This window comes from Arthrobacter parietis (assembly GCF_039530425.1).
GTDB classification, from domain to species: Bacteria; Actinomycetota; Actinomycetes; order Actinomycetales; family Micrococcaceae; genus Arthrobacter_D; species Arthrobacter_D parietis.
On sequence record NZ_BAAAON010000001.1, the window covers coordinates 143,734 to 167,896 of the forward strand.

Annotated in this window: 24 protein-coding genes; 8 read left to right on the top strand and 16 right to left on the bottom strand. The window is 64.4% G+C overall.

What is annotated here, in order from left to right; all coding sequences use genetic code 11:
- Positions 1-19: 19 nt before the first annotated feature.
- The 8 genes from ABFX19_RS00645 to ABFX19_RS00680 all read right to left on the bottom strand — a co-directional run bounded on the left by ABFX19_RS00645 (position 20) and on the right by ABFX19_RS00680 (position 7,818).
- A complete protein-coding gene (locus ABFX19_RS00645; protein ID WP_346027138.1) occupies positions 20-1,237 on the bottom strand; it encodes a pyridoxal phosphate-dependent aminotransferase in 1,218 nt (405 codons plus the stop codon).
- 78 nt (positions 1,238-1,315) lie between these two features.
- Positions 1,316-2,287: an ABC transporter substrate-binding protein gene (locus tag ABFX19_RS00650; protein ID WP_346027139.1), complete on the bottom strand. Its 972-nt coding sequence runs from the start codon at positions 2,285-2,287 to the stop codon at positions 1,316-1,318.
- On the bottom strand, positions 2,284-3,033 hold the full coding sequence (locus ABFX19_RS00655) for an ABC transporter permease (RefSeq protein WP_346027140.1): 750 nt from the start codon (positions 3,031-3,033) through the stop codon (positions 2,284-2,286). Before ABFX19_RS00655 ends, ABFX19_RS00650 begins: the two co-directional genes overlap by 4 nt.
- On the bottom strand, positions 3,033-3,746 hold the full coding sequence (locus ABFX19_RS00660) for an ABC transporter permease (RefSeq protein ID WP_277357674.1): 714 nt from the start codon (positions 3,744-3,746) through the stop codon (positions 3,033-3,035). Before ABFX19_RS00660 ends, ABFX19_RS00655 begins: the two co-directional genes overlap by 1 nt.
- 1 nt (position 3,747) lies before the next feature.
- Complete coding sequence (locus ABFX19_RS00665) at positions 3,748-4,866, bottom strand: ABC transporter ATP-binding protein (protein WP_346028014.1); 1,119 nt, start codon at positions 4,864-4,866, stop codon at positions 3,748-3,750.
- Between the two features lie 283 nt (positions 4,867-5,149).
- On the bottom strand, positions 5,150-6,235 hold the full coding sequence (rsgA, locus tag ABFX19_RS00670; protein WP_346027141.1) for a ribosome small subunit-dependent GTPase A: 1,086 nt from the start codon (positions 6,233-6,235) through the stop codon (positions 5,150-5,152).
- A 200-nt stretch (positions 6,236-6,435) separates the two neighbouring features.
- Positions 6,436-6,885 carry an NUDIX hydrolase gene (locus tag ABFX19_RS00675; RefSeq protein ID WP_056544268.1) on the bottom strand — a complete coding sequence of 150 codons (450 nt, stop codon included), beginning with the start codon at positions 6,883-6,885 and terminating at the stop codon, positions 6,436-6,438.
- Positions 6,886-6,912: 27 nt separating this feature from the next.
- The gene (locus ABFX19_RS00680; protein WP_346027142.1) at positions 6,913-7,818 is read right to left on the bottom strand and encodes an N-acetylglucosamine kinase; all 906 of its coding nucleotides are present in this window, start codon (positions 7,816-7,818) and stop codon (positions 6,913-6,915) included.
- 89 nt (positions 7,819-7,907) lie between these two features.
- Here ABFX19_RS00680 and ABFX19_RS00685 point away from each other — a divergent pair, with 89 nt between their 5' ends.
- Positions 7,908-8,396 (top strand): Lrp/AsnC family transcriptional regulator, encoded by a 489-nt coding sequence (locus tag ABFX19_RS00685; RefSeq protein WP_346027143.1) that lies wholly within the window; start codon positions 7,908-7,910, stop codon positions 8,394-8,396.
- Here ABFX19_RS00685 and ABFX19_RS00690 read toward each other — a convergent pair.
- The 3 genes from ABFX19_RS00690 to ABFX19_RS00700 all read right to left on the bottom strand — a co-directional run bounded on the left by ABFX19_RS00690 (position 8,393) and on the right by ABFX19_RS00700 (position 10,524).
- A complete protein-coding gene (locus ABFX19_RS00690) occupies positions 8,393-8,587 on the bottom strand; it encodes a hypothetical protein (RefSeq protein WP_277357679.1) in 195 nt (64 codons plus the stop codon). The genes ABFX19_RS00685 and ABFX19_RS00690 overlap by 4 nt on opposite strands.
- Positions 8,584-9,210: a winged helix-turn-helix domain-containing protein gene (locus ABFX19_RS00695; RefSeq protein WP_056544257.1), complete on the bottom strand. Its 627-nt coding sequence runs from the start codon at positions 9,208-9,210 to the stop codon at positions 8,584-8,586. Before ABFX19_RS00695 ends, ABFX19_RS00690 begins: the two co-directional genes overlap by 4 nt.
- A 66-nt stretch (positions 9,211-9,276) precedes the next feature.
- On the bottom strand, positions 9,277-10,524 hold the full coding sequence (locus ABFX19_RS00700; protein WP_277357680.1) for an MFS transporter: 1,248 nt from the start codon (positions 10,522-10,524) through the stop codon (positions 9,277-9,279).
- Positions 10,525-10,673: 149 nt separating this feature from the next.
- On the opposite strand from ABFX19_RS00700, the gene ABFX19_RS00705 reads away from it, so the two are divergent.
- The 4 genes from ABFX19_RS00705 (at position 10,674) to ABFX19_RS00720 (ending at position 13,982) form a co-directional block, all read left to right on the top strand.
- Positions 10,674-11,168, top strand: coding sequence for an Lrp/AsnC family transcriptional regulator (locus ABFX19_RS00705; RefSeq protein WP_277357681.1), 495 nt, complete (start codon positions 10,674-10,676; stop codon positions 11,166-11,168).
- A gap of 66 nt (positions 11,169-11,234) precedes the next feature.
- On the top strand, positions 11,235-11,654 hold the full coding sequence (locus tag ABFX19_RS00710; protein WP_277357682.1) for a hypothetical protein: 420 nt from the start codon (positions 11,235-11,237) through the stop codon (positions 11,652-11,654).
- Complete coding sequence (locus ABFX19_RS00715) at positions 11,647-13,314, top strand: sensor histidine kinase (protein WP_346027144.1); 1,668 nt, start codon at positions 11,647-11,649, stop codon at positions 13,312-13,314. The genes ABFX19_RS00710 and ABFX19_RS00715 overlap by 8 nt, the downstream gene beginning before the upstream one ends.
- The gene (locus ABFX19_RS00720; protein ID WP_277357684.1) at positions 13,311-13,982 is read left to right on the top strand and encodes a response regulator transcription factor; all 672 of its coding nucleotides are present in this window, start codon (positions 13,311-13,313) and stop codon (positions 13,980-13,982) included. Before ABFX19_RS00715 ends, ABFX19_RS00720 begins: the two co-directional genes overlap by 4 nt.
- A 214-nt stretch (positions 13,983-14,196) precedes the next feature.
- On the opposite strand, the gene ABFX19_RS00725 is transcribed toward ABFX19_RS00720, so the two are convergent.
- The 4 genes from ABFX19_RS00725 to galU form a co-directional block, all read right to left on the bottom strand.
- Positions 14,197-15,411: a phosphotransferase gene (locus ABFX19_RS00725; RefSeq protein ID WP_346027145.1), complete on the bottom strand. Its 1,215-nt coding sequence runs from the start codon at positions 15,409-15,411 to the stop codon at positions 14,197-14,199.
- Positions 15,412-15,438: 27 nt separating this feature from the next.
- A complete protein-coding gene (locus ABFX19_RS00730) occupies positions 15,439-16,395 on the bottom strand; it encodes a hypothetical protein (protein WP_346027146.1) in 957 nt (318 codons plus the stop codon).
- A gap of 78 nt (positions 16,396-16,473) precedes the next feature.
- A complete protein-coding gene (locus tag ABFX19_RS00735) occupies positions 16,474-17,097 on the bottom strand; it encodes a GNAT family N-acetyltransferase (RefSeq protein ID WP_277359264.1) in 624 nt (207 codons plus the stop codon).
- Between the two features lie 8 nt (positions 17,098-17,105).
- Entirely contained in the window at positions 17,106-18,008 is a 903-nt protein-coding gene (galU, locus tag ABFX19_RS00740; protein ID WP_056544238.1) for a UTP--glucose-1-phosphate uridylyltransferase GalU, read from the bottom strand.
- Between the two features lie 72 nt (positions 18,009-18,080).
- On the opposite strand from galU, the gene ABFX19_RS00745 reads away from it, so the two are divergent.
- The 3 genes from ABFX19_RS00745 (at position 18,081) to cpaB (ending at position 20,010) form a co-directional block, all read left to right on the top strand.
- Complete coding sequence (locus ABFX19_RS00745) at positions 18,081-18,752, top strand: 5-formyltetrahydrofolate cyclo-ligase (protein ID WP_346027147.1); 672 nt, start codon at positions 18,081-18,083, stop codon at positions 18,750-18,752.
- Between the two features lie 99 nt (positions 18,753-18,851).
- A complete protein-coding gene (locus ABFX19_RS00750; protein WP_277359262.1) occupies positions 18,852-19,196 on the top strand; it encodes an FmdB family zinc ribbon protein in 345 nt (114 codons plus the stop codon).
- A 133-nt stretch (positions 19,197-19,329) separates the two neighbouring features.
- Positions 19,330-20,010: a Flp pilus assembly protein CpaB gene (gene cpaB / locus ABFX19_RS00755; protein WP_277359261.1), complete on the top strand. Its 681-nt coding sequence runs from the start codon at positions 19,330-19,332 to the stop codon at positions 20,008-20,010.
- A gap of 69 nt (positions 20,011-20,079) precedes the next feature.
- Here cpaB and ABFX19_RS00760 read toward each other — a convergent pair whose 3' ends face one another.
- Complete coding sequence (locus ABFX19_RS00760; RefSeq protein WP_346027148.1) at positions 20,080-24,162, bottom strand: DUF4011 domain-containing protein; 4,083 nt, start codon at positions 24,160-24,162, stop codon at positions 20,080-20,082.
- Position 24,163: the final 1 nt, after the last annotated feature.

Consider the following 24,163-nt stretch of genomic DNA (forward strand, 5'->3'; position numbering starts at 1 on the left):
GCCCGCCGGGGCGCACGGATCAGGGCTTGTACGTACTCAGGAACTCCGCCAGACGACCGATCGCGTCTTCGATGTCTTCGACGCTCGGCAGGGTGACCATACGGAAATGATCCGGGTTGATCCAGTTGAACGCGGTCCCATGCGAGATCAGGATCTTCTGCTGCTTCAGCAGGTCCAGCGCAAATTGCTCGTCGCTCTTTATGGGGTAGACCTCGGGATCAAGCCGCGGGAACAGATACAGCGCACCCTGTGCCAGTTCGCAGGAAACGCCGGGGATTGCATTAAGCAACTCATGCGCCTTGTCACGCTGCTGGCGGAGACGGCCGCCCGGAAGGATCAGGTCATTGATGCTCTGGTATCCGCCAAGGGCAGTCTGGATAGCATGCTGAGCAGGCACGTTAGCGCACAGGCGCATATTAGCGAGCAGGTTGATGCCCTCGATGTAATCGGCAGCGCGATGCTTGGGCCCCGAGATGGCCATCCAGCCGCTTCGGAACCCGGCGATGCGGTAGGCCTTGGACAGGCCGCTGAAGGTCAGGCACAGGACGTCGTCGCCGGTGACTGAGGCAGCGTTCACGTGCACGGCGTCGTCGTACAGGATCTTCTCGTAGATCTCGTCGGCAAAGATGATGAGGTCATGGCGCCGGGCGAGATCCACGATCTGCTTGATCACTGAGCGCGGGTAGACAGCGCCCGTGGGATTGTTCGGGTTGATCAGAACGATCCCCCGGGTCTGCGGGGTGATCTTGGACTCGATGTCCTCGACGTCCGGCCACCAGGAGTTGCTCTCATCGCAGAGGTAGTGAACCGCTGTTCCGCCCGCCAGGCTGACCGAAGCGGTCCACAGTGGATAGTCCGGCGTTGGCACCAGGACTTCCTCGCCGTTGTTCAACAGGGCCTGCAGCGAGAGCGTGATGAGTTCGCTGACGCCGTTGCCCAGATAGACGTCATCCACGTCGATATTCTGGATCCCGCGGCCCTGGTAGTACTGAACCACTGCCGTTCGGGCGGAGAAAATTCCTCGGGAATCGCTGTAGCCCTGCGCATTGGGCAGGTGGCGGATCATGTCGACGAGGATCGCGTCCGGCGCTTCGAACCCAAAGGGCGCGGGATTGCCGATGTTCAGCTTGAGGATGCGGTGGCCTTCCGCCTCCATGTACTTGGCGTGCTCAAGCAGTGGCCCCCTAATGTCGTAGAGGACGTTGTGCAGCTTGTTGGATTGCTTGAAATCGGCCATCAACCCAGAATGCCATAGCCCGGGCCTGCCCCACCGCATTGTGATGAATGCGACTGGGGCATGCCCGGGCGAACGGCGTTACTCGCCGGCCAGACCCTTTTCCTCGAGCCAGTCAGCGGCGGCATCTGCGGGATTGCGCTTTTCGTCGCCGCTCACCTCGCGGTTGAGGTTGATCAAGTCCTCCGTGGTGAGCATGCTGGAGACCTCGTTCAGCACCTCCCGTGCTTCCTCGCCAACCGTATCCAGGTTCACCAGCGGGAGCACCTGCTGGGCGATGAAGTTGTTGGCCGGGTCTTCCAGCACCACAAGATCATTGTCGGCGATCGACGGTGTCGTGGTGTAGATGTCGGCAACCTGGATGGTGTCATTCAGCAGCGCTTCCAGCGTCACTGCGCCGCCGCCGTCGTTGATGGGTTCAAAGGACTTCGGCACGCAACCGTAGTTCTCTTCCAGGCCGGGCAGGCCGTAAGCACGTTCAGAGAAGGTGCTCGGCGCGCCGATCACCAACTGGTCACAGACTTCGGCCATGTCCTCGATCGACGTCAGACCGTATTCCTCAGCCGTTGCAGAGGTGACCACCATGGCGTCCTTGTTCTGGGCTTCAGAAGGCTCCAGGACCCCGAGGTTGACATCGGGCGACTCCGCTTCCAGCGCTTCGGGCAGCGCGCCGATGATGTCCTCTGCCGACTCCGCGGTTGCTTCCGAATCCAGGAAGAGGAGCAGGTTTCCGCTGTAGTCGGGGATGATGTCAACCGATCCGTCGACGAGCGCCTGGTAGTAGATCTCACGCGATCCGATGTTGAGCTGGGTGTCAGCCTCGATGCCCGCGGCATTGAGCGCACCTGCATAGATCTCGGCAATGATCTGGCTCTCGGGAAAGTCTGCCGAACCGACGGTCAGCGGACCGCTGCTGCCCTCCGCGCCTTCGCTCTCCGTTCCACCCTGCGGGTCTGAGTTGACCCCGCAGGCAGTCATGGCAAGCGCCGCGGTTAGCCCTGCGGTCAACCCGAGCAGACTGCGGCGGAAGCCGCGCGTGGATGTTGTGGTCATGGTGTTCCTCCTTGTGAACTGACGTGGGCTTCCTGCCCACCGGTCTTTGGTGATTCCGCCGGCGTGCGCGATGTGCGCAGGCCCGGCGAGACAGCAAATCGTTGAAGCAGTGCCATCACGCCGTCAACGGCAATGGCGACAACGGCGATCACCACGGCACCGCCGAAGAGGCGCCCGTTGTCCCGCAGCTGGGTGCCTTCGATCAGGAAGACTCCCAGCCCTCCCAGATTGATGAAAGCGACGACGGCGGCCGTCGCCACCACTTGAAGGACGGCTGCGCGGAAGCCACCGAGGATCACCTGGAGCCCGTTGGGAACCTCCACCCGGAACAAGACCTGCGCTTCGTTCATCCCCATGCTTCGGGCGGCGTCCACGACTGCAGGGTTCACCGATGAGATTCCTGCATAGACGCCCGCGAGGATGGGCGGGACGGCGAGGAGCACGAGTGCCCAGATCGGCGGCATCAGTCCAAGGCCTGCCAGCAGCACGAACAGGATGAGAACGCCCAGGGTGGGGAGGGCGCGCAGGATTCCGACGCCGGAAACAATGATGATGCGGCCCTTCCCCGTGTGCCCCACGATCAGGCCGACCGGCACGGCGATTGCAGCGGCAATAAGGATGGTGAGCGCTGTGTACCACAGGTGTTCGATCACCCGGACCGGGATTCCACCGGGTCCGCTCCAGTTCGGCCCGAACGTCAGCCACTCGAACATCTGGACCAGCAGGTTACTGCTTGAGTAGTCCATCAGTAGACACCTCCCGCACGTGAGGCATCTGCAGAAAGGTTCGCTTCATTCGTCACGGTCATCGGGTCAGCGGTGACCTTCGTCAGCCGCGCCCAGGGAGTGAGCAGCCGTTCGAGCAACACCAGCATCAGGTCCATGACGAGGGCAAGGACGAGAGTCACGACTATCCCAATCACGATCACAGTCGGGAAGGATCTGAACAACCCGTCGGTGAACAGGGTGCCGAGGCTTGGAATACCGATCAGCGCGCCTACGCTGACCAGCGAAATGTTGGTCACGGAGATCACCCGCAGGCCTGCGAACAGCACTGGAATGGACAACGGCAGGTCCACGGTCAGGAAGCGGCGCAATGGGGTGAAGCCCATTGCGACCGCTGCCTGGCGGACGCCGTCGTCAATGGAATTGAGCGCATCCAACGTTGACCGGACCAGCAGCGCCACCGCATAGATGGTCAGCGCGACGATGACGTTGATCATATCCAGGACCTGCGTTCCGAGTATGAGCGGAAGCAGCACGAACATGGCAAGCGATGGCACCGTGTACAGCAGTGCGGACGTAGTGAGTATCACTCCCCCAAGCGGCTTGCTGAGCCGGGCCGCCTGTGCAACCGGAACCGCAATGATGACACCGAGGACCAGGGGCAGGATGGCCTGCACGAGGTGGTATCCCGTGAGCTCCGCAATATAGGAGAAGTTGTCGATGAACCACTGCATGTCAGACCGCCGTGTTGTGATCGGTACGGCCGCGGTCCAGTCGCGCCTCCTCGATGAGCTCAAGGACCTCGGCCGCTTGGACCACACCGAGGACCCGGCCATCATCGTCGACTGTCACGCCCAGGCCTGACGGCGCGGACAACGCCGCATCAAGAGCGCGGCGAAGCGAATCACCACGGCGGTACAGCGAACCGCCAGGCACCAGGTCCTGCGCCGATCGGACGGCGTCCTGCATCGCCCTCGGCACCCATCCCTGGGGGCGTCCATCGTCGTCGACCGCCAGGGTCCAGGAGGAATCGACGGAGACGCTCGGATCTGCAAGCCGGCTTACCCTCACCGTCTCAATGGGGTGGACCTGCACGCCACCGCCGTCCTGGAAAGAAAGGCGGCGGAACCCGCGGTCCCTGCCCACAAATCCGGCCACGAAATCATCCACGGGCGCGCGCAGAATCTCTTCCGGCGCCGCGTACTGGGCCAGCCGGCCACCAGTGGCAAAAACTGCCACCTTGTCACCGAGAATGGTGGCTTCATCGATGTCATGAGTGACAAAAACGATGGTCTTGGCGAGGTCCCGCTGGAGCCGCAGCAGCTCTTCCTGAAGTTCGTGGCGCACCACCGGGTCAACTGCGCTGAAGGGCTCATCCATCAAGAGGACCGGCGGGTCCGCAGCAAGTGCGCGTGCAACGCCGACACGCTGCTGCTGGCCGCCCGACAGTTGGCCGGGGTACCTCTTTCCGAGGGCCGGCGCGAGGCCGACGACGTCGAGCAGCTCAGCTGCCCGCTTCCGTGCAGCTGTCCTGGCCACGCCATTCAACCGCGGCACAGTCATGATGTTGTCCAGCACGGTGCGATGCGGCAACAGCCCGGAAGACTGCATGACGTAGCCCATTGATCGTCGCAGCTCTGATGCGCGCTGCCCGCCGATGTCCTGGCCGTCAACGAGGATGGTCCCGGACGTTGGTTCCACCATCCGGTTGATCATGCGCAGGGACGTGGTTTTGCCGCAGCCCGATGGCCCCACGAGGACCGTGATTGTTCCCCGATCAATGTCCATACTGAGGTTCTCCACAGCGGCCGTGCCACCGCCATAGTTCTTGGACACGTTACGGAACTGGATCATTGCCCTGGGGCTGGAACTGCCCGCGCCGGGGCCTGAAGTCTCGCCGGTCATGAAGCCATACCTTTCATCGACGTCGGGCCCGACCCGCGGCCGTTCCCTGGCGATTCTGCTTACCCGGCAAGCGCGAAAACGCTTGGCAGGGGCATCACCTTGTTGAGTCTAGCTAGGCGTTCGTTGTGCACAAGCGCTTGTATGGCCCGGACGGAAACTTTGTCTCGAATCGTTAACACGGAACCGGTTCCCTGTTAACGGGCGCGGTTGTGAGCCGACAATTCGGGGTGCCTCATCCCTCGCGGAAGCGATTGCGGAAGTCCTTCGCGAGCGCCGCTTCCTTTGCCATGCGGTGGAAGGAACGGCCGTGCCGGCGCTGCTCTGCGACGCTCTGGCGGCGGTGAAGGCCGGCAAGCTCGCGCTGCATCTTCTGGTAGCTCAACCAGCGGCGCTCCTCCAGCTCACCCGTGCCAAGAGCGTTTTGGACGGCGCACCCGGGCTCGGAACCGTGCGCACAGTCCGTGAACCGGCAGTGTCCGAAGAGCTCCTCAATATCACCGAAGACCGCCTCCAGCCCGTCCTCCGCATCCCACAGGGCGAACCCCCGCACGCCCGGAGTGTCCATGAGCACCGAGCCGGCTCCCAGCGGAATGAGCTCCCGCACCGTGGTGGTATGCCGTCCCTTTCCGTCACCCGCACGCACCTCCCCGGTGTCCTGGGCGTGACAACCCACCAGCGCGTTGATCAGTGTCGACTTGCCGGCGCCCGAGGGACCGATCAGCGCCAGGGTGCTTCCCACGCCGATCCTCGAGTGAAGGGCATCAAGGCCGTCCCCGGCCTCGGCGGAGGTCGTGAAGACCTCCACGCCGCGGGCGCGCTCGACGGTCTGGCCCACAACCTCGTCGAACCGGCTGCTCAGATCGGCTTTGGTCAGGATGACAAGGGGCACAGCGCCTGAGTCCCACGCGGCCACGAGGGTCCGTTCAAGCCGGTTGGCCGAGAGCGGACGGTCGATCGGCACCACCACTCCCACCAAATCAACATTGGCCGCGAGGACCTGCGCTTCGGACAGCGGATCGTGCGCTTTCTTGCGCTGCAAAGTTGAGTAGCGCGGCAGGAGGCCGACGACGGCGGGAGGCGCTGCGTCGTCGTCAGAGATTCGTGCCAGCGCCACCCAGTCACCGGTGACCACTGTGCCATCGGTGTCCACGTGCAGCGGTCCGTTGGCGGTGATGAGCAGGACCCGCCCCCTGTCGGCACGGATTGCACGCGCCGGTTCGAGCGCAGGGTGACCTGGTGTTGGAACGGCGGATGGGAAGGTGAAGGAAAAGAGATCGCGGATGCGGTCGGTAAAGCCGTACTCGGAAAGCGTGTTCAAGGAAAGTCCTTCTTCAGGAGCCTTCCACCACGGAAAGAATCAGTGCGATTGCGGGCGGGAGGCGGAGGTTATGACGAGGGCGGTGCGTGCAGCTGTCAGGCAGGATGCAGCAATGGAAACCGTGTTCATAACGTCACCTCCGTCAGCCTCGAGGGCAATCGATCGCGTGTGTGGTCCGCCGGGTAGGAAGCGGAAGAGTTTTATAGTAGCGCCCGGCCCGGGCTTTGGTAAGAGAGCCGGATCGCTGTGTCAACGAGTTCGACGCGTGTCAGATTGGGCACCTCAGCAAGCGGCACCCAGGCCGCTTCATCAGTGGAGCCATCCAGTTCGTGGACCAGCTCACCGGAAACCGCGTGCGCTCGGTAGACAATCCGCAGCGCGTGCATCGGCCTGCCGGAACCGTTCAGCCTATCCTCCGGCGCAATGTGCAGGCTGTCGACGCCCAGGAGCTCCTCGAGTTCGACGACGTAGCCGGTCTCCTCCAGCACCTCGCGGACGGCGGCGGTTGGCGCATCCTCTCCCAGTTCCAGCCCGCCTCCCGGTAGCGTCCACCCCTGCCTGCCGTGCTCGTTCCAGTGCGCGAGCAGAATCATTCCATCCCGCACGACGACGGCATACGCTCCTACCCGGGTGTCCCATTCCTGCGCCATGAACGCCAGTGTAAACCTGCCCGCCGGCTACAGCGCGCCCGTTCGCAGGAGGTAGTCCACGCCGTGCACCGGGTCCACGCTGAGGAAGCGCACATCTGTGAAGCCGTCTTTCTCGAGCCCGGCCTTGATCAATTCCTGCAGCTTTGGCTGATGCACGGCGAGCCCTCCGCCGATGATGACCGGACTGTGTGCTCCGAGAACCGAGGCCACGTCGGCAACCAGCCCACACAGATAACGTGCGCCGTCGTCGATGATCCTTTGGGCGCCGCTGTCGCCGGCCCCAGCGGCCTTGAACACCAGGTGCGCCTGACCTGCCCAGTAGCGCCTACCCGACGGCCGGTGGAACAGGGCTATGAGTTCTTCGGGTTTCTGCGCGCCGGTGGCCTCAAGAACCGACTCGCCCAGCACCCCCAGCGGTTCTGCGCGGTTGAAGCGGTGGAGCGTTGCGCGCACTGCTTCCCTGCCCACCCAGTAGCCGCTGCCCTCGTCTCCGAGCAGGTACCCCCAGCCGCCTGAGCGCGCCTGCCGACCCCCGCCGTCCAGCCCCCAGGCCACGGACCCCGTGCCCGCGATGACCGCAATTCCGGTGGAGGCTGCGCCGGCGGCAAGGATCAGGCGGGTGTCATGGACAACGTCGATCCGGGCGTTCGGCACCTGCCCGGCGATCAGCTGTCGGAGGGCGCCGGCGTCGTCGTCGGTATCCACGCCGCCCGACCCCGCCACGACGTGACCCACCTGCCCGCCCAAGGCTGTGAAGAGCTCTGCGAGGTTCCGCGCCGCTTCCTCCGCTGTGACGTTCTGGACATTAGCGCTCCCGCTCTTTGCTTCTGCGGCCACAACACCTGCGCTCCAGCGCACCCCGTGGGTCTTGGTACCGCCGATATCGAGACCGACGACGTCGGCAGCTGGGTTTTCGTGCTTGTGCTCTGGCATGAGCACAAGGTTACGCACCGCCGGTAGGCTGGAGGAATTCCCGCAGACAGGACCACAGGCAGGAACTCAGGCAAGGCAGGAGCACCCGCATGACGAACAGTGGCAAACCGGACGGACTGGATCCGGTGGACCGTCGAATCGTGCAGGAATTGCTCGCTGACGCACGGATCACCAATGCGCAGCTCGCCGAGAAGGTGGGCGTTGCACCATCCACTGCGCTGCTCCGGACCCGCCAGCTAACGGAGCGCGGAGTCGTCAGCGGCTATCACGCCGAGGTGAATCTGGCCGCAATCGGCCGTGCTGTGCAGGCCCTGATCTCCGTGCAGCTCAATGGGCACAACCGCGAGGAAATCGACAGGTTCACCTCCCGCGTGCCCGCACTCCCCGAGGTGGTCGCCACGTACCATGTTTCAGGTGCGGTGGATTACCTCATTCACCTCGCGGTGGCAGACACGGACGCCCTGCGAGACTGGGTACTGGACTACCTCACCACCGATCCGGTGGTAGGACATACGGAGACCACCCTGATCTTCAACCGCATGGAGGGCAACGCGGGCCTGCTGCCCGGAGAGGGCTAGAGCCACAGCCCTGAATGACGGAGAGCCGTTCCGTCGCGGAGACGGTCCTCGTGTGCACGGTGGTCAACCATCGTGTGTTCCTGCGCAGCGCGCCGTTCGCCTGTGCTGACGAGCCAGCGGCCAACAGCAATGAGCAGGGCTTCGAATCCGGAGGGTTGTGCTGGTGGGTAGAGACCGGCAAGCGTGGTCATGGCGTGTGCTCTTTTCGGGAAGCAGGCTCAGGGAACTGGCCCTGGACGATCGGAAAGGTGTTCAGGTGGATCTGCACGGCCTTGGCGTCCGGCGAAGCATTGCCGTCCGGCCGGTACTTTTCGAAGAGGTCGCGTGCAAGGCGCATCAGCTCATCCGACAGCTCAGCGAGTTGGGCAGCGGTGAGACGGGCGTTGATGGTGGAGATGACCGAGGCATCCAGCCACTCCTCCGGCAGTACGAACGGACCGCGTTCCATGTAGTCCTCGAGCAGCGCGGCCCGATTATGGCTGAACTCCCGATTGACGATTGCGGCAACCTCCCGGGTACCGGGATCATGCGCCATTTCACTGGAGTAGAGGTTGAGGGCACCGGGTGGGCGCTCCCACCAGCGCTCTCGCGCTGATCCCCGACCTTCCACTTCACGGACAAGCTCGTGCCGCGCCAACTGCCTCAGGTGGTAGCTGGTGGACCCGCTCGACTCCCCGAGCCGGGCTGCGAGCGCACTGGCAGTCTGCGGACCGAACTGCGACAATGCGTTCAAAAGCTGGATCCTCAGTGGATGCGTCAGCGCTTTCAAAGCGTTGATATCGACAGTGCGATCGTTCGGTTTGGCAGACTCCATGAGAGGAGAATACATCTGCAAAGATTCCTTTGCAATGCTTTCTTTGCAAATATTTTCTTTGTAGATTCAGGCCTTTGATGCAGCGCTTCGGCGAAGGTAAATCGCCATACCGACGCAGGCAGCCGCAATCACAGCCGAAAAGAAAGTGACCGCAGTCATCAGCCCCAGTGCATCCACGGCGAGGCCCAAACCAAGCACCGGGACGGCGCTTCCGAGGTAGGTGATCACATAGACGGTGCTGATGATCTGTGCATGCTGGGAGCCTTCAACCTGCTGCGCGACCGCGTTGAAGAGGATTCGGAAGGCGATCCCCTGCCCCGCTCCAGCAAGAACCAACGCGGCAACAAAGAGGGAAACGCTGCCCACACTGCCCGCGAGCGGAACAAGCGCGACCCCGCCCGCCATAATGAGCAGCCCAACTGCTCCGGCCTGCGCGGGTTTCGCTGCGCCCTGCGGGAATAGCTGGCTCGCAGCCGAGACCGCCAGGACCAGCCCGGCAAGCACGCCCACCAAAGGCCTGCTGACCTCTCCGGCCATGGCGGTGACATAGGTCGGTGCCAGGCTGAGCGAGAAGCCGAACACGGCGAAACTGAGAAAGCCGACGGCGGCAGCGGACCAGAACGCCCTGCGCGCGGTCCTGGACACCGCTGGGCGTCTTGGCTTCAATGCGGACAATGGGCGGGCAGGCAGCGCGGGCTTGATCGCGGGGCGGGCATCGAGGCGCACCAATGGAATCAGAAGCAGCGCGAGGAAGACGGCGTAGATCCCGAACGGAACCCTTGTCGGCTCGGGAAGCAGGGACAGGAGTCCGCCCACGATCGGCCCTGCAGCCACTCCCCCCGCGGACGCAACCAGCGTAAAGCGTGACGCCCATTCCGGACGGTGCGGCAACAGATCCCGCAGCGCTGCAGAACTGGCGCCGGTAGCGCACGCCACTGCCGCTCCCTGAAGGCAGCGGCCCAGGACCAGCATGGGCAGCGATGTGGCTGTGCCGAACACAACAACACCCACTACGCCGGTGAGGACGGCGAGCACCAGTGCAGCCCGGCGCCCGATATGGTCCGACCAGTGACCGACCAGGAGCAGGCCCGCGACAAGGGTCAGAACGTACGCGGAGAACGCTACCGTCGTATCGAAGGCGCTGAGGCCGAGGTTGGCGCGGATCAGCGGGTATAGCGGGGTCGCGAGATTGGCCCCCACCAGCAGCGTGGCCAGCACGACGACGGTGAGGCCGAGCCGTGTGCGCCTTGATGCGTCCCAGCGGGGAGACTGCGCGGTTGCAGGACGCATCCGCAATTCGCTGATGACGCTCATGTACACCTTCCGCCGATTCCTACCATTCCTCCTATTGATGGTGAGGTCTGGGGGTTAGCGTGGCAGCTGAATTCGGCATACTCTGATCATCGTGCTCAAAATTCGTGGGAGATTAGGCTCCCCGGTGGGCTGAACGAGGAGTTGTACGCATGCTGGACCGAACAGACATCCGTCTCCTCCGCGAGTTGGTCCACGAACCGCGCTCGCAGGTCAGCCAGCTCAGCGAGACTCTCGGCATGGCCCGCAACACCGCGCAGGCGAGGATGCAGCGGCTGTTCAGATCAGGCATCCTGCGCAGGAGCGGAAGGGAACTGGACCTTGCGCGGCTGGAGTACGACGTCGTCGCTTTCGTCACGATCGAAGTAACCCACCGGGAACTGGACGGTGTCATCTCGGCACTGCGCACGCTGGAACAGGTGCTCGAGGTTCATGAGATCTCAGGCCGTGGCGACGTATGGTGCCGGGTGGCGGCGAAAGACACCCATCACCTCCAGTCAGCGCTACGGTCGGTCCTGCGCATCAAGGGCGTAATCCGAACCGAGACAGTGCTCGCCCTGCATGAACACATCCCGTACCGCGTGGAGCCTCTGCTTGACCGGCTGCTTGCCGAGAAGTCACAGGCCAAACCGTCTTCGGAATCCTGATCGCCGCCCGGAAATAGCCGCTTCGGTTCTCATCTGCATCTCATGATGTGTGGGGATACTTGGTACATGAAACGGTCACAGGTGCATACCTGGCTCATTACCGCAGCCAGCGCGGGAGCTGTTGTTGCGGTTGGCGTGGCGATGATCGGCTCGTTGCGCGGGCCTGCACCGGAGAACCTGGGTCCAGCCGTAGGCGTGACCGACACGCAGGTACCGGCGCCTCCGGGCACTCCCTCGCCTAGCCCCACGCAAACTCCCACCCCGGCAAGCACCGCGGCTCCGTCCGTTTCCCCCTCGGAAGTGCCCGCCCCTCCCGCGCCGGAGCCCTCGGCCGAAGCGACTGTCGAACCTACGGAAGCGGCCTCGCCGCCACCCGCTGTTGTTCCCGCCCCGCCGCCCGTGATCCAGGACGACGATGACGACAGAGGTCGGGGACGCGGCGGCGATGACGGCATTGAGGATGACGGCGAGGTAGATGATGACTAGGCCCGACGCCGGAGCATCCACCCGTCCCGCAACGGGCCCGGCCTTGCCGCCACTGGGTGAGGCACCACCCACGGAGCGGATGGCGCTGGGCCCTCCCCCGTCCGCTGAACCGACGATCCTCGTGAAGCTGCCGCACGTGGTGGAACCAGACGCTCCCGCTGCAGCTGGCGAACGCGAGGGCAAACCCGGACTCCGGACCCGTATCCTCCAGTCGCTGCGCGGATACTCATCGGTGCGCACCCGGGTGCTGGCGGCAATGCTGGTACTCAGCGCGCTGGGGCTGCTGCTCGCCGGCGCCACTGCCTACGCACTGCAGCGCAACGACCTCAACAGCGAGATGGATGAATCACTGGCCCGCAGCTTCCAGGAGCTGGAAACCCTGTTGGCAACCGGTATTGATCCCGACACACTGGAGCCGTTCGTGGAGGCGGACCAGCTGGTCTACCTCCTCATGCAGCGCACGCTGACCCAGCCCAATGAAGGAATGATGGCGGTACGCGGTGACCAGGTGATTTTCTTCGCGAACGAGGAGGTCGACGTCCGCCTTGAGGATGATCCGGAGCTGGTCAACTATGTAACCGATGTAGCGCCGCCGGATCAGGTAACCATTCAGTCGGTAAGTACCGCCTTCACCGACTACCGGGTTCTGGTGGCCCCGGTCATGCTCGCGAATGATACCCAACCGACCTTCTTCGTACTGGGATTTGATGCCGAGGCGGAGCACCAGCAGCTGAACCGGACCTTCGGCACCTATGCGCTGATCAGCTTCGCCACGCTGGCGCTCATCGGCGTCGTAGGATTCCTCCTCGTCGGCAAGCTGCTCGATCCTATCCGCAGGGTCCGCACAACTGCGCAGCGCATCACGGACACGGACCTCTCGCAGCGGATCGAGGTGACCGGCAATGATGATCTTTCCGACCTGACCCGCACGGTCAACGCCATGCTCGACCGCCTGGAGGGCTCGTTCACCTCACAGCGCCAACTGCTCGACGACGTCGGTCACGAATTGCGCACGCCGATCACCATTGTGCAGGGGCACCTGGAGCTGCAGGACTCGTCAGACCCGAGGGATGTCCAGGCGGTGCGCGACATCGCCCTGGATGAGCTCGACCGGATGCGCCTGCTGGTGGATGACCTCGTAACCCTCGCCGGCATAGCAGGGCCGAACTTCGTGCGCCCCGAACCTGTAAATCTCGGCAGACTGACCGACGATGTGATGGACAAGGCACGGACACTGGGGGCCCGCCGCTGGATCATCGATTCGCGGGCGGAGGCAATTGCAGTGCTGGATCCACGCAGGATCACCCAGGCGTGGCTGCAGCTGGTGGCCAACTCGGTGAAATTCACGGAGGAAGGAACCACCATAGCGATCGGCTCCCGCAAGGACGACGACGGCGCGTGGCTCTGGGTGCGCGACGAAGGCACGGGCATCGCCCGTGAGGACCAGAAGAGGATCTTCGATCGCTTCGAACGTGGGCCGAGCAGCAAGCGCACCGAAGGCGCCGGTCTCGGCCTCACGATCGTCAGCGCTATTACGGAGGCACATGGGGGTGCCGTTGAGCTTCGGTCTGCACCCGGGCAGGGCTCGACGTTCACTATGGCGATCCCGTCCCTGCCGCTGGGCTCCACCCCGACCACCGCTGAGGAAGAACGTCCGTGAGCCAGATCCTGATCGTTGAGGACGAAGACCGTATCAGCTCCTTCGTGGCCAAGGGCCTGCGTTCCGCCGGCTACGTGCCGACCGTGGCAGATAACGGGCGGGATGGGTACCAGCTCGCGCAGACGGGAGACTTCGAGCTCATAGTGCTGGACCTCGGGCTGCCTGACCAAGACGGTTTCACCGTGCTGCGCCGGCTCCGGGAGTCCAAGAACAGCACTCCGGTCATCATTCTCTCGGCGCGCAGCTCGGTCGATGACACCGTGGCGGGGCTGGAGGGCGGTGCGGATGACTACATGTCCAAGCCCTTCCGATTTGAAGAGCTGCTGGCACGGGTGCGCCTGCGCCTTCGGCAGGAAGCCCCGACCGCCGACAACTCCGTGCTCTCCCACGGCGATCTCCAGCTTGATCTGAGGTCCCGCAGGGCGCTCGTCAACGGGAAGGAAGTGGATCTCTCAGCACGGGAGTTCGCCCTCGCAGAGGCGTTCCTTCGCAATCCCGGCCAGGTACTCAGCCGGGAACAGCTGCTCTCCCGCGTCTGGGGTTATGACTTCGATCCCGGCTCCAACGTGGTGGACGTCTACGTGCGCTACTTGCGGAACAAGCTGGGCGCCGAGCGCTTCGCGACCGTGCGCGGTATGGGCTACCGGCTCGTCGCCGACGTTTCCTGACACACCTCTACCGCCGCGAGATCAGCGTCCGGATCTCGGGCCACCGTCCACCTGGTTCCAGCATGGGCGGACCCGGGCGCGGTTGGGGGAGACGCACCCGGGTCCTTCGGAAGTGACCGGTTGGGACAACTGCTGTCCGAACCGGCCACGGGTCCCGTTGCTCAATCATGGCGATCCATTGTGAGAGCAGGAGGAAGCCCTGATGAGAAAACTCTCATCCAGCAGCCGGACCCGGACCGCGGCCCGGACCCAGGAAGTTCTCAGCCACCAGCAGCCGCTGCAGCGCGCCTTCCCGCCAGCCGCCGCCGGCCTGGTTCCGGCCTGAATTCCTTGCACCCGCTACAAGAGTCAGGCTCACCCCTGCCGCCCGTGCCCTAAGCGCTGTGGGGTCGACCCGCTCCTCGAATACCCTTTGGAACCGCGCCAGCGCTGCGGGAACTGCGGTGTAGCGTTCATCAACGCAGGGCAGCATGGCAAGGTGGGCCAGGAAACATGCCAAATCGTCGATCAGGTGGCCGGGACCCAACCCGTCGAGATCAAGAACAGCAGTGATGCTTCCGCCATCGACCAGAAGATTGCCCTCATAGAAATCACCATGGGTTGGAACCACCGGCCCGGCCGGTGCTGCGCGGGTGCCATATTCCACCCTGGAAGCCAGCGTTTTGATCCGCTCCGATTGGTCAGGCAGCACGGCTGTGGCGGCGCCCGCGTAGCGGTGGACTCCCGCAGACCACGGCCGCCGCGCCGGCAGGTCACACACGGCACGGGGCAACCGCTCCAGCAGATCGACCACAACTTCCGGCTCAAAACCGGTTGCGCCATCCTCCAGCAGCCGCTGCGCGAGTGGTGTTCCGGACGCCTGCCTGGTGACCAGCACATCCCTGCGCGGGGACTCCGCAGGTTGTGGAACGGGAATGCCGGCATCGAGCAGTAGCCGGTGCCTCTCGTACAGCGCCGCAGCGCGGCCCCGCGGCAGCACCTTCAGGAAGCGGGTCTCCCCCGCGCCCTCGGCCCGAAGCACTGCCCGCCTCATGGGGCGATAGCCGAACGTTGTCAGCGTGGCCGCAGGCACACCGAACAGTTCGGGACCAACAGAGCGGGCATCGCACGCCCAGTCCAGATCAGGAAGCAGCGGATCATTGGGATGGCTCCAGGCCAGGAGCGGCAGGCCTTCCGGACCGTGCAGGCGCACGGAACGGGCAAACGTTCCGGGTACCGGACGGGTGGTGACGCACAGGAACCCGTTCAGTATTTCGCCCGATACCTCGCATCGGATGGCGTAAATACCCGTGACTCCCGCGCCCGGCCGGTGATGGATGCCGCTCAGGGACCATTGGATGAGCGAACCGGTCAGGGCTGCTGCCGCCGCCTCGAGCGCCGGCCCAATGGCCCGTCCTTCCAGCAGCGCGAGCTCTTCCGCCTCCGTCAACGAAACACTCGGGCTTTCAGCCGCGGACTAGGCGCGGCGACGCTGCAGGATGTCGTCCAGGTTCATCTTGGGTGTAGCTGATGTCTCGGCCTGCGGAGCAGCAGTCGTGGGCGCGGAAGCAGTCGTGGGCGCGACGGCACCGTTCTTGATCGGCGTCTTTGCCACGGGCTTTGGCGCCTCGGGCAGGTCCAGCGGAGCCGGATCCTCGCGCTCAGCTTTCGGAGCCTCAATGTACATGGGCTTCGGTACCTGCACGGGCTGCCAGGGCGTTCCTGAGCCGGCGGGATTCTCTCCCGACTCTGCGGCAACAGCGAGTGCCGCTGCGCGCAGCTCGGCTGCAGTGAACTGGACCGGGGCAGCGACCGTGGCGGAGGCGCCGTCGTCGTGAGGTGTGCTTTCTTCCGCCGTGTTGGGGCTTCCCTGCTCCTCGGCATTGAACAGCGTGGTGGGCCGCTGCACTGTGTGCCGTTCCGGGGCTGGGACGGCTGCCGGCTCCCGCGGTGCAGCCGAGACCTGCTGGGGACTGCGGCTGCGCCCGCGCAGTGCAAGCGTGCGCAGCACTGCGACGCTGGCGATCGCCACCAGGAGCGCAACCACAGGAAGGACTGAAGGGGCCAGGCCGACGACGGCGAGCACCGAGGTGACAAGCGCTGTTGTGAGCGCAACCGCGCCGACCAGCGCGATTGTGAGCCTGCCCCAGTGAATCCGGAGGCCCGGTGCGCCGCCTGACACCTTCGAGGACCCTGAACCTGCGCGCCCGGCAGACGGGGATGCGGATGCGGGCCGTGAATTGTCAGCGGCGGACATTGTCATGACGCTCCTCTGGAAACCGGCGTCTCCGTGTGCGGTGCTTGGAAATGCGATGGGTGCGCGGCCGGTAACGGGCAGTGGCTGCCGGCGCCGCATCAGGAAGGGGGCCACCCAGATGAGCCAGAGCCCGACGATTGCCGCCAGTACGACTGAGCTGTTCAGAGAGAAGTCCACCTACAAAACGTTAGGAGCAGTTGCCCCTTCGGTCTCTCATTCGCGGCGGTGTGTCCGAGGGGGAAATCAAGAAGTTCGTCAGAGCCGCGGCGCTCTCTCCTGCCACCTGCGCAAAAGACCGCCTGGAACCTCGTCCGACGTCAACGCAAAGGAACGATGGTCGGCCCAGGAACCGGCGATATGCAGGTAGGACCGACGAATACCCTCATCCCTGAAACCCAGCTTCTGGACTACCCGGAGACTGGCAGCGTTTTCCGGCCGGATGTTGATTTCCATGCGGTGCAGACCGAGTTCCCAGAAGCAGTAGTCGGTTGCCAGCGCCACCGCAGTCGGCGCAATTCCCCGGCCCGCCCGCTCCCTGTCCACCCAATAACCGAGTGTCGCTGTGAGGGCGGAACCCCACACGATTCCTGACACGGTGAGCTGGCCTGCCATGGCAGGCCTGCCTCCACCTTCGGGCCGCTCTGCGATCACGAACGGCAGCGCACTGGCCGAGCGCACCTGCGAATTCAGCGCCCGCACCATCTCGTGGTAGGTCGGCAAGTATCCGCCCGGTGCCGGGTTGGACGCTTCCCATGGCGAAAGCCAGTCCAGGTTGCGCTGACGCAATTCCAGCCACTCGCGTTTGTCGCGGTGCCGGAGCGGACGTAGAACTAGGTTGCCGGCTTCAAGGGTGACCGGCCAGGTGAACCGACCCCACATGTCAGTTGTTAGCCGTCGAAGGAGCCAGTGAACTCCTGCAGCCACTTCCTCAGGTCAGGACCGAGGTCTTCCCGTTCGGAGGAGAGGGTGACTACTGCCTTGAGGTAGCTCAGCTTGTCCCCCGTGTCATACCGGCGGCCGCGGAAGACAACGCCATAAACGCCGGATCCCTCTCCCTCTGCGGCTGCAAGGGTCTGCAGAGCGTCGGTCAGCTGGATTTCGCCGCCACGGCCCGGTCCGGTTTCCTCCAGGACTCCGAAGACACGAGGATGCAGGACATAGCGTCCGATGACCGCAAGGTTGGATGGCGCCTCGTCAGCAGCGGGCTTCTCAACCAGCTTGTTGACGCGGACGTATTCCTCACCGTCGAGCCCGGAAATGTCAGCACAGCCGTAGGCGCTGATCTGATCGGGATCAACTTCGATCAGCGCGATCACGGACCCCCCGGTTCTGGCCTGGACATCGATCATGGTCTCAAGCAGTTCATCGCGCTCATCGATCAGGTCATCGCCGAGCAGCACGGCAAAGGGCTCGTCCCCAACATGAAGCTTGGCCCGCAGCACCGCATGCCCGAGACCCTTGGGATCCCCCTGACGGAGGTAGTGAATGTCTCCGAGCTCCGAGGCGCGACGCACGGAGGCGAGCTTCTCGAAATCACCCTTTGCCTCAAGGGTCTGCTCGATGAACGGCACCCGGTCGAAGTGGTCCTCGAGTGACCTCTTGTTGCGCCCGGTGATCATGAGGATGTCATTGATACCGGCGCCTACCGCTTCCTCGACCACATACTGAATGGCCGGCCGGTCCACAACCGGCAGCATTTCCTTGGGCATCGCCTTGGTGGCCGGCAGGAACCTGGTACCCAGCCCAGCTGCAGGAATGACGGCCTTGTTCACTCTTGGTCGCTCAGTCATGCCACAACACTACAGAATTGGGCGCTCCTTCGATGCACATGCAACGTCGGACGCCCGCTGTACAGTGCCAGCATGGACTCACCCGCTTCTTTGCCGAAGTCTTCGCCGAACCCGACGCCGGCCTCCCGGATGAAGGAGGAGCTTCGCCGCTCCCTGCGTGAGCGGCGCCGCCACGTGGCGGCACAGGAGCAACAAACAGCAGCAGCCGAGCTGGCCAGGCACGTGCTCACCTGGCTGAACTCCGGCACTGTGCGGGGCACCGGGTGCATTGCGGCCTACCTGTCAGCTCCTCCGGAGCCCGGCACCGAGGTGCTGTTGCCTGCCCTGATTGAGGCGGGCTACGACGTCGTCGTTCCGGTGTGTGAACCGCGGTACCAGTTGAGCTGGGTGTCCTGGCAACCCGGAGTTGAGCTCGCCAAGAGCCCCCGCGCGCCGCTGTGGGAGCCGGTCGGTGAGCGCCGAAGTTTCACGGCTCTGCTACCGCTCCGCCTGGTGCTTGTGCCCGGGCTGGGCATGGATCAGCTGGGAAACAGGATCGGCCAGGGGGGCGGGTACTACGACCGGTTCCTGGCTCAATTGGTCCTCGAACAGCCGGATGCCGCCAGGCTCGGCTATCTGTACAACGAGGAAGTACTACCTGCCGGGAGGGTCGAAGCAACTCCGCTCGATATGCCGCTGCACGGCGCTTTCACGCCCTCGGGTCTCTTCCAGGTATCCGGGCAGCATTCCTCACCCACCGGCTGACAGTGTAGAATTGGCACTCGGACGGGTCGAGTGCCAACGTTTCTGGGTCACCAGGGCAACCGGACCGTCACTGAACAACTTTCTCCAGGAGGATTGTCCATGCCTACATACGCTTACGCTTGCAGGGACTGCGGCCATGCCTTCGACGTCCAGCAGTCTTTCTCGGATGACTCCCTGACCGTCTGCCCCGAGTGCGAGGGCAGGCTGCGCAAGAAGTTCAACAGCGTGGGTGTTGTCTTCAAGGGTTCCGGGTTCTACCGAACGGACTCCCGTGCCACGTCCTCCTCAGTCGAGGCGGGCAGCAGCCCGGCGGCCAAGCCGGCTGGAGGCTCGTCGGGGTCAGAGGGCAAGGCCCCTTCTTCTTCCCCAGCGTCGTCGTCAGCAACGTCGTCGTCTGCAAGGTCAAAGGGAACCGCGACAACCAGCTCGGCGGCTTCGGCCTAGCCCGGATCTTTTCGCGAGTGCTTTCCGCGTCGGGAGTCCCGGTTGTCCTGCACAGCCGGCACTCCCGGGGCGGTTTTTCCACATAGGGGCTCATTCCGGACCACTGGCACGGCTGCCTGCCTAGCGTTGGTCCATGAGAAAATCCGCCAGCGCTCCCAACCGGACCCGGAACCGGGTCCGCGCGTTCATCTTTCGAAAACGGCGCCTGCTGGCTGCCGGCATCCTCTGCGCTGCCGCCGGCGTCGCTGTTGAAGTGTTCCTGCCACCGGATCCGGCCACCGTGCAGGTAGTTGCTGCGTCAGCGGACCTTCCCGTGGGTACGGTACTTACTGCGGACCAGCTATCCGTTGTTCATCTTCCCGAGGCGGCCGTCCCGGAACACTCATTCGGTTCACCGGACCTGGTCGCCGGACAGCAGCTGGCAACGCCTGTCTATGCCGGGGATATCCTCGCCCAGAACTTCCTGGTTGGAGCGGGCCTCCTCGTCGGAAGCCCTGAGGGCACGGTGGCTGTCCCCCTTCGACCGGCTGACGCATCAACCGTGCAGCTAGTGGCGGCCGGGCAACGGGTGGACGTGGTGCTGAGCACGGGCAACGGCTTTGAAGTGTCAGCGAAGAACACCGTCCTGGCGCGCGGGCTACCAGTGCTCTGGACGTCCGAAGAATCAGGAACGGGGCCGTTCTCGGCCCCGTCAGGGACCGAAGACGGGCTGGTGGTCGTCGCTGCAAACCCTGATGAAGCCGCGGCGTTGGCCGGAGCCTCCAGCACGGGTCAGGTTCACCTGGTGCTTACCGCGGCGAACAGCAGCGGGTAAGTGAATCCCAGTGTGGCGCACTGGTCCTGAGTCATGGTGGCTGCCGGCCCGAGCACCGCAGTGAGGATGCTAGCTCCAGTGCGGCGGCTTCTGCTCCTTCAGCCACTCGTCATGGTTGCCGTCGTCGTCATTCCAGGACCGCGGGTCATCCTCACCGGCACGCTGCGGAATGACATCTCCGTGCGGTGCGGTACTCGTTGTTGCCTCGGAGCTGGGCTGGGCTGCAGGGGATGCGGCGCCGGCAGTATGCCCGCTCCCGGAATCGCCGGGCGTGTCTCCGGCGGCGGGTCCGGCCTTGCCACCGGCTGCATCGCCATTGTCTTCGGGCTGGGTGCTGTCGGTTCCGGTTTCCATTGTCTCCCCGTTTCCTGCAGGCGGCTCCTGTGCTGACCGGCGCGAACGCTGACGGTCAGCCTGCTCCAAACCAAGATATCCGGAGATACGGTCGGCGCAGCCTTCCGGGTCAGTGAACACCTCGATCGTCCACAACGGCAGGTAGCGCCAGCCCATCCGTTCGAGCAACTGTGGCCGGAGCCGGCTCCTCTCCCTCACGGTCATCCCACGGTAGCGGTCCGATCCGTCCGACTCGATCGCCACGGGTGAAACAAAAGGCAGAGCTTGATCGGCCGTCGCAACATCCGGAGCGGGTGCTGCGACAATGTCCAGCACCTCGGCGTGATTGCTTCGGACCACGGCGCCGCGCTGCCGGAGTCGTTCCACCAGGTCCGCAACCAGCGGGTCTTCGTTGGCGGCTTCCGTCGGGACCTCGGAGCTCTGCACCGCTTCCTCGCCGAGTTCCCGACGCAGAAGCTCGTAGAAGTCAAGCGCGCCATGTCCCAGGCGTTCAGGATCCAGGTCCTCCGGCCGGAAGCACGTGAGGACGTGCAGCCGGTAGCGGGCGCGGGTCATCGCGGAGACAAACCTGCCACGCCCGCCCGGCGCTGAGAGAGGCCCGAAATTGTGCAGCGCGCGCCCGTGCGGCGTCCGGCCGAAGCCCAGCGAGAAAATAACAGCATCCCGGGTGAGGCCTGCTGCCCGATCAATGGGCACAACGCGGAAAGACTCATTGCCCGGCAGGAAGAAGTCAGTTGCCCACGGAGCGTCAGCCATGGTAAGCCGAACAGCCTCGCCGACCCTCTGGGCGTGCCGAGCGCTTGCAGTCACAACCGCCAGGGAATAACTCGGCCGCTTTCGGATGTGTTCGAAGACCAGATCCACTACGCGGTTCACTTCGGCGGCGACGCTCTCCACGCCGTCGTGATCCGAGCTCGGCATGCCGGTTCCGTCCGCAAGGTACTCGACGGTGAACGCGCGCTCCATTGCGGAAACTTCTGAGGCCGAGGGCAGCCGGGTCAGCTCATCTCCGTAGAAGCGTTCACTGAGGAAGGCGGCCAGATCCTTGTCCACGCCCCGGTAGATCTCCCGAAGCTTCAGCGAAGGGAGGACTGCCGCCAGCGCCTGGTAAGCGCTCGGGAGGTGCTCAGGTGTGTTCCGGCGCTCGTCCTCGACCGAAACCGTGAAGCTGCGCGGGCCGCCTAGGCGATCGTCACCGAAGGCGATGACCTGCCGTGTCCGCGCCAAAGCGGGAACCACGGACTGGAGGGAGATCGATTCGGCGTCGAGCACAATGACGGCGTCGAACGTTTTGCCCTGGGGAAGGACCAGCGGCAGGACCAGCGGGCTGGCTGCCCAGACCGGCATGAGTGCGGTGACTAGTTCATCGGCCTGCGCGCTGAGGGCGTCCAGTCCGGGCTCACCCTCGCGCAGCAGGCCGCGGAGCTGATCGGCTTCGGCGGGCATGGTCTCGAGCGCGGCCCGCCACCGTTGAGCGAGTGCCCAGCGGATGCGGCTCGCGCCGGAAGCGACATGCGCATTGTCAGCGAGGCGGTACTCCGCCTCAAGCGTGCGGAGGCTGGCGCCGTCGGACATTGCAAGATAATCATCACCGCTGATCATCGCCTCAAGCGCGGACTGCCACCAGGCCAGCTCAAGCTCTGCCCCCACCTGGCGGGCACCCACTTCACGCGCAGAGAGGTCATCGAGCAGCTCACCCAGGCCGTTGTCCCGCATCTCATCGAGCAGCAGCGTGCGCTCGGGAAGCGTAGCCAGACTCTGCCGGTCGCGGGCCAACTCTGAAAGGCGGGTTGCCAGCTCATCCAGCGGCATCCCGGAAAGCTGCGGCTCGCCCGGCGTGCCGGCCAGCGTCGCCGTGAGCTCGGTAAGTTTGGAATCGATGGCGCGGTAGAAGCTGTTGATCTCCGCCAGCCCCGTCGGCACTGACGGGTGCCGCTCCGTGGTGGCGTACTTCGTCCACAGTGTGCGCTGTTCCTGTACCTCTACGAGGGACTGGTGGAGGTCTGCAATATGAACGCCCGGGCGAACGTATTCCTTGGCGACCCTGCGCAAACGGGACCGCGTCATCGAACTCATCTCGATGGTGCGTTCCCGCCGCCAGGACGAGGACGCCGTTGCCGAGATGAGGTCCGTGACCGGTCGATCGAAGATGTCCGGTGTGAACTTGTCCAGGCTGGCGCGCACGGCGACCAGCAGGTCCAGTTGCCCGCCCCACTCCTCGAAGGTGGTTCCCAGCTCGATGTGCGAGTGCGCCGCAACCGCCCCGACCTTCTCGCGCAAGAGCGGGATGTCCCGGGCCAGGTCCACCGCCAGGCTGTGGGCGTGCTCGGTTTCCTTGCGGTTGCGCAGCTTCGCTCCGTACCACGGGCTGTGGGTCGCTTCCTTGCTGAAGCCGCCCAACTCGGCGGCACGGCGGAGCCGCGTGGTCAGTTCCGTGCGGTTCGGAATGCTGTCCATGACGCTGCGCTTCAACCGTACCGTGGTGGCCGGTGCAGGGTTCAGTGACGTCAGTTCGGCGAGGGACTGCATGGCCTGGTAAGGCGAACACCCCCAGCGCGAGCGTACGTTGTGCAGGGAGCGGACATGGTCAAGCAGTTTGTGCCGGTGGGACACGAGGGTTTCATGCAGGGACGTGAGCTTCGGCTGCACGGCCTTCTCATTGCGCACAATGGCCCGAACCAGCTGATCCTTCAACTGTGTGGAGCTGCTGTTGGCATTGAGTTGCAGCACGAGCGAGCCAAGATTCAGCGCGTCGAGTTGCTGCACGAACTGGTTGAGGGTTCCTCGCCGCTCGGCGACCACGAGCACGCTCTTGCCCTGCTCTGCCAGTGCAGCAGCTGCGTTCAGGGCAGTCTGCGTCTGGCCTGTTCCCGGAGGTGCGGACACAACAACCGACCCGCCTGCCGTTACCGCGTCAAGGACCCGCTGCTGCCCGGAGTCCGCGTCAAGGATCAGGAATTCGGTGGACGGATGCCTGTCATCAAGCGGCATGTCCCGCGACGGCGCTTCCGCATCTGTTGGAGCGTCGATGCCTTCCCGGGCAGCGTCCATCAGCGCAGACAGCAGGGGATGCTCCGGGCTGACAGCTGAGTCCGCTCCGACATCGGCTAGATCAGCGAACGTTGACACGAGGATGTGATGCTCGATGGTCATTCCGCGCACGTTGTCGGTCAGTGCACGGAGGCGGTCCAGCACGGGATGCGGGTCGAAGCGGGCGGTGCTGTAGGCAAGCTGAGCAACGGCTTCTGCGTTGAAATCGATCCCGTGGTCCGTCTGCAGCGTACGCACCAGCGCAGGGTTGAGCCGCGCCTGCTCCGTCAGCTGAAGTTCGTAGTCATCCTGCGATCCGTGCACAGTCAGTGCAACGGAGGTCAGCAGGACCGGTGCCGTCAGCGAGTCCGTGCGGCCGCCGTCGTCCATGGTCCGCCACGAAGCGGTGCCCGCAGCAAGATACCCGACGTCGATTCCGCGCTCGGTTGCGAGTTCGTAGACCTTGGCACGCAACAGGCGTGCAGCCTTCATGGCGGCGGCGTACTGATCGGGGTCGCGCAGCAGGGTGGACAGGCGTGTCCGGCGGCCTGCCAGAAGCTGCGCAAGGCCGGACGGATGCGCATGCGTGAGGTCTATGCTGTTGGAGCGCGACGGCGTGAAATGCAGCAGCGTATCTGTTCCCGCGTGCGGCCCCAGCCTGCGAAGCCACGGAATCAGGAAATCCTCGGCGGAGTCCCCGGCATCCTGCACTGGCACGGTTGTCCTCTTCCCTGCGGCCTCACGGCCTGATCTTGACCAGATAGGCATG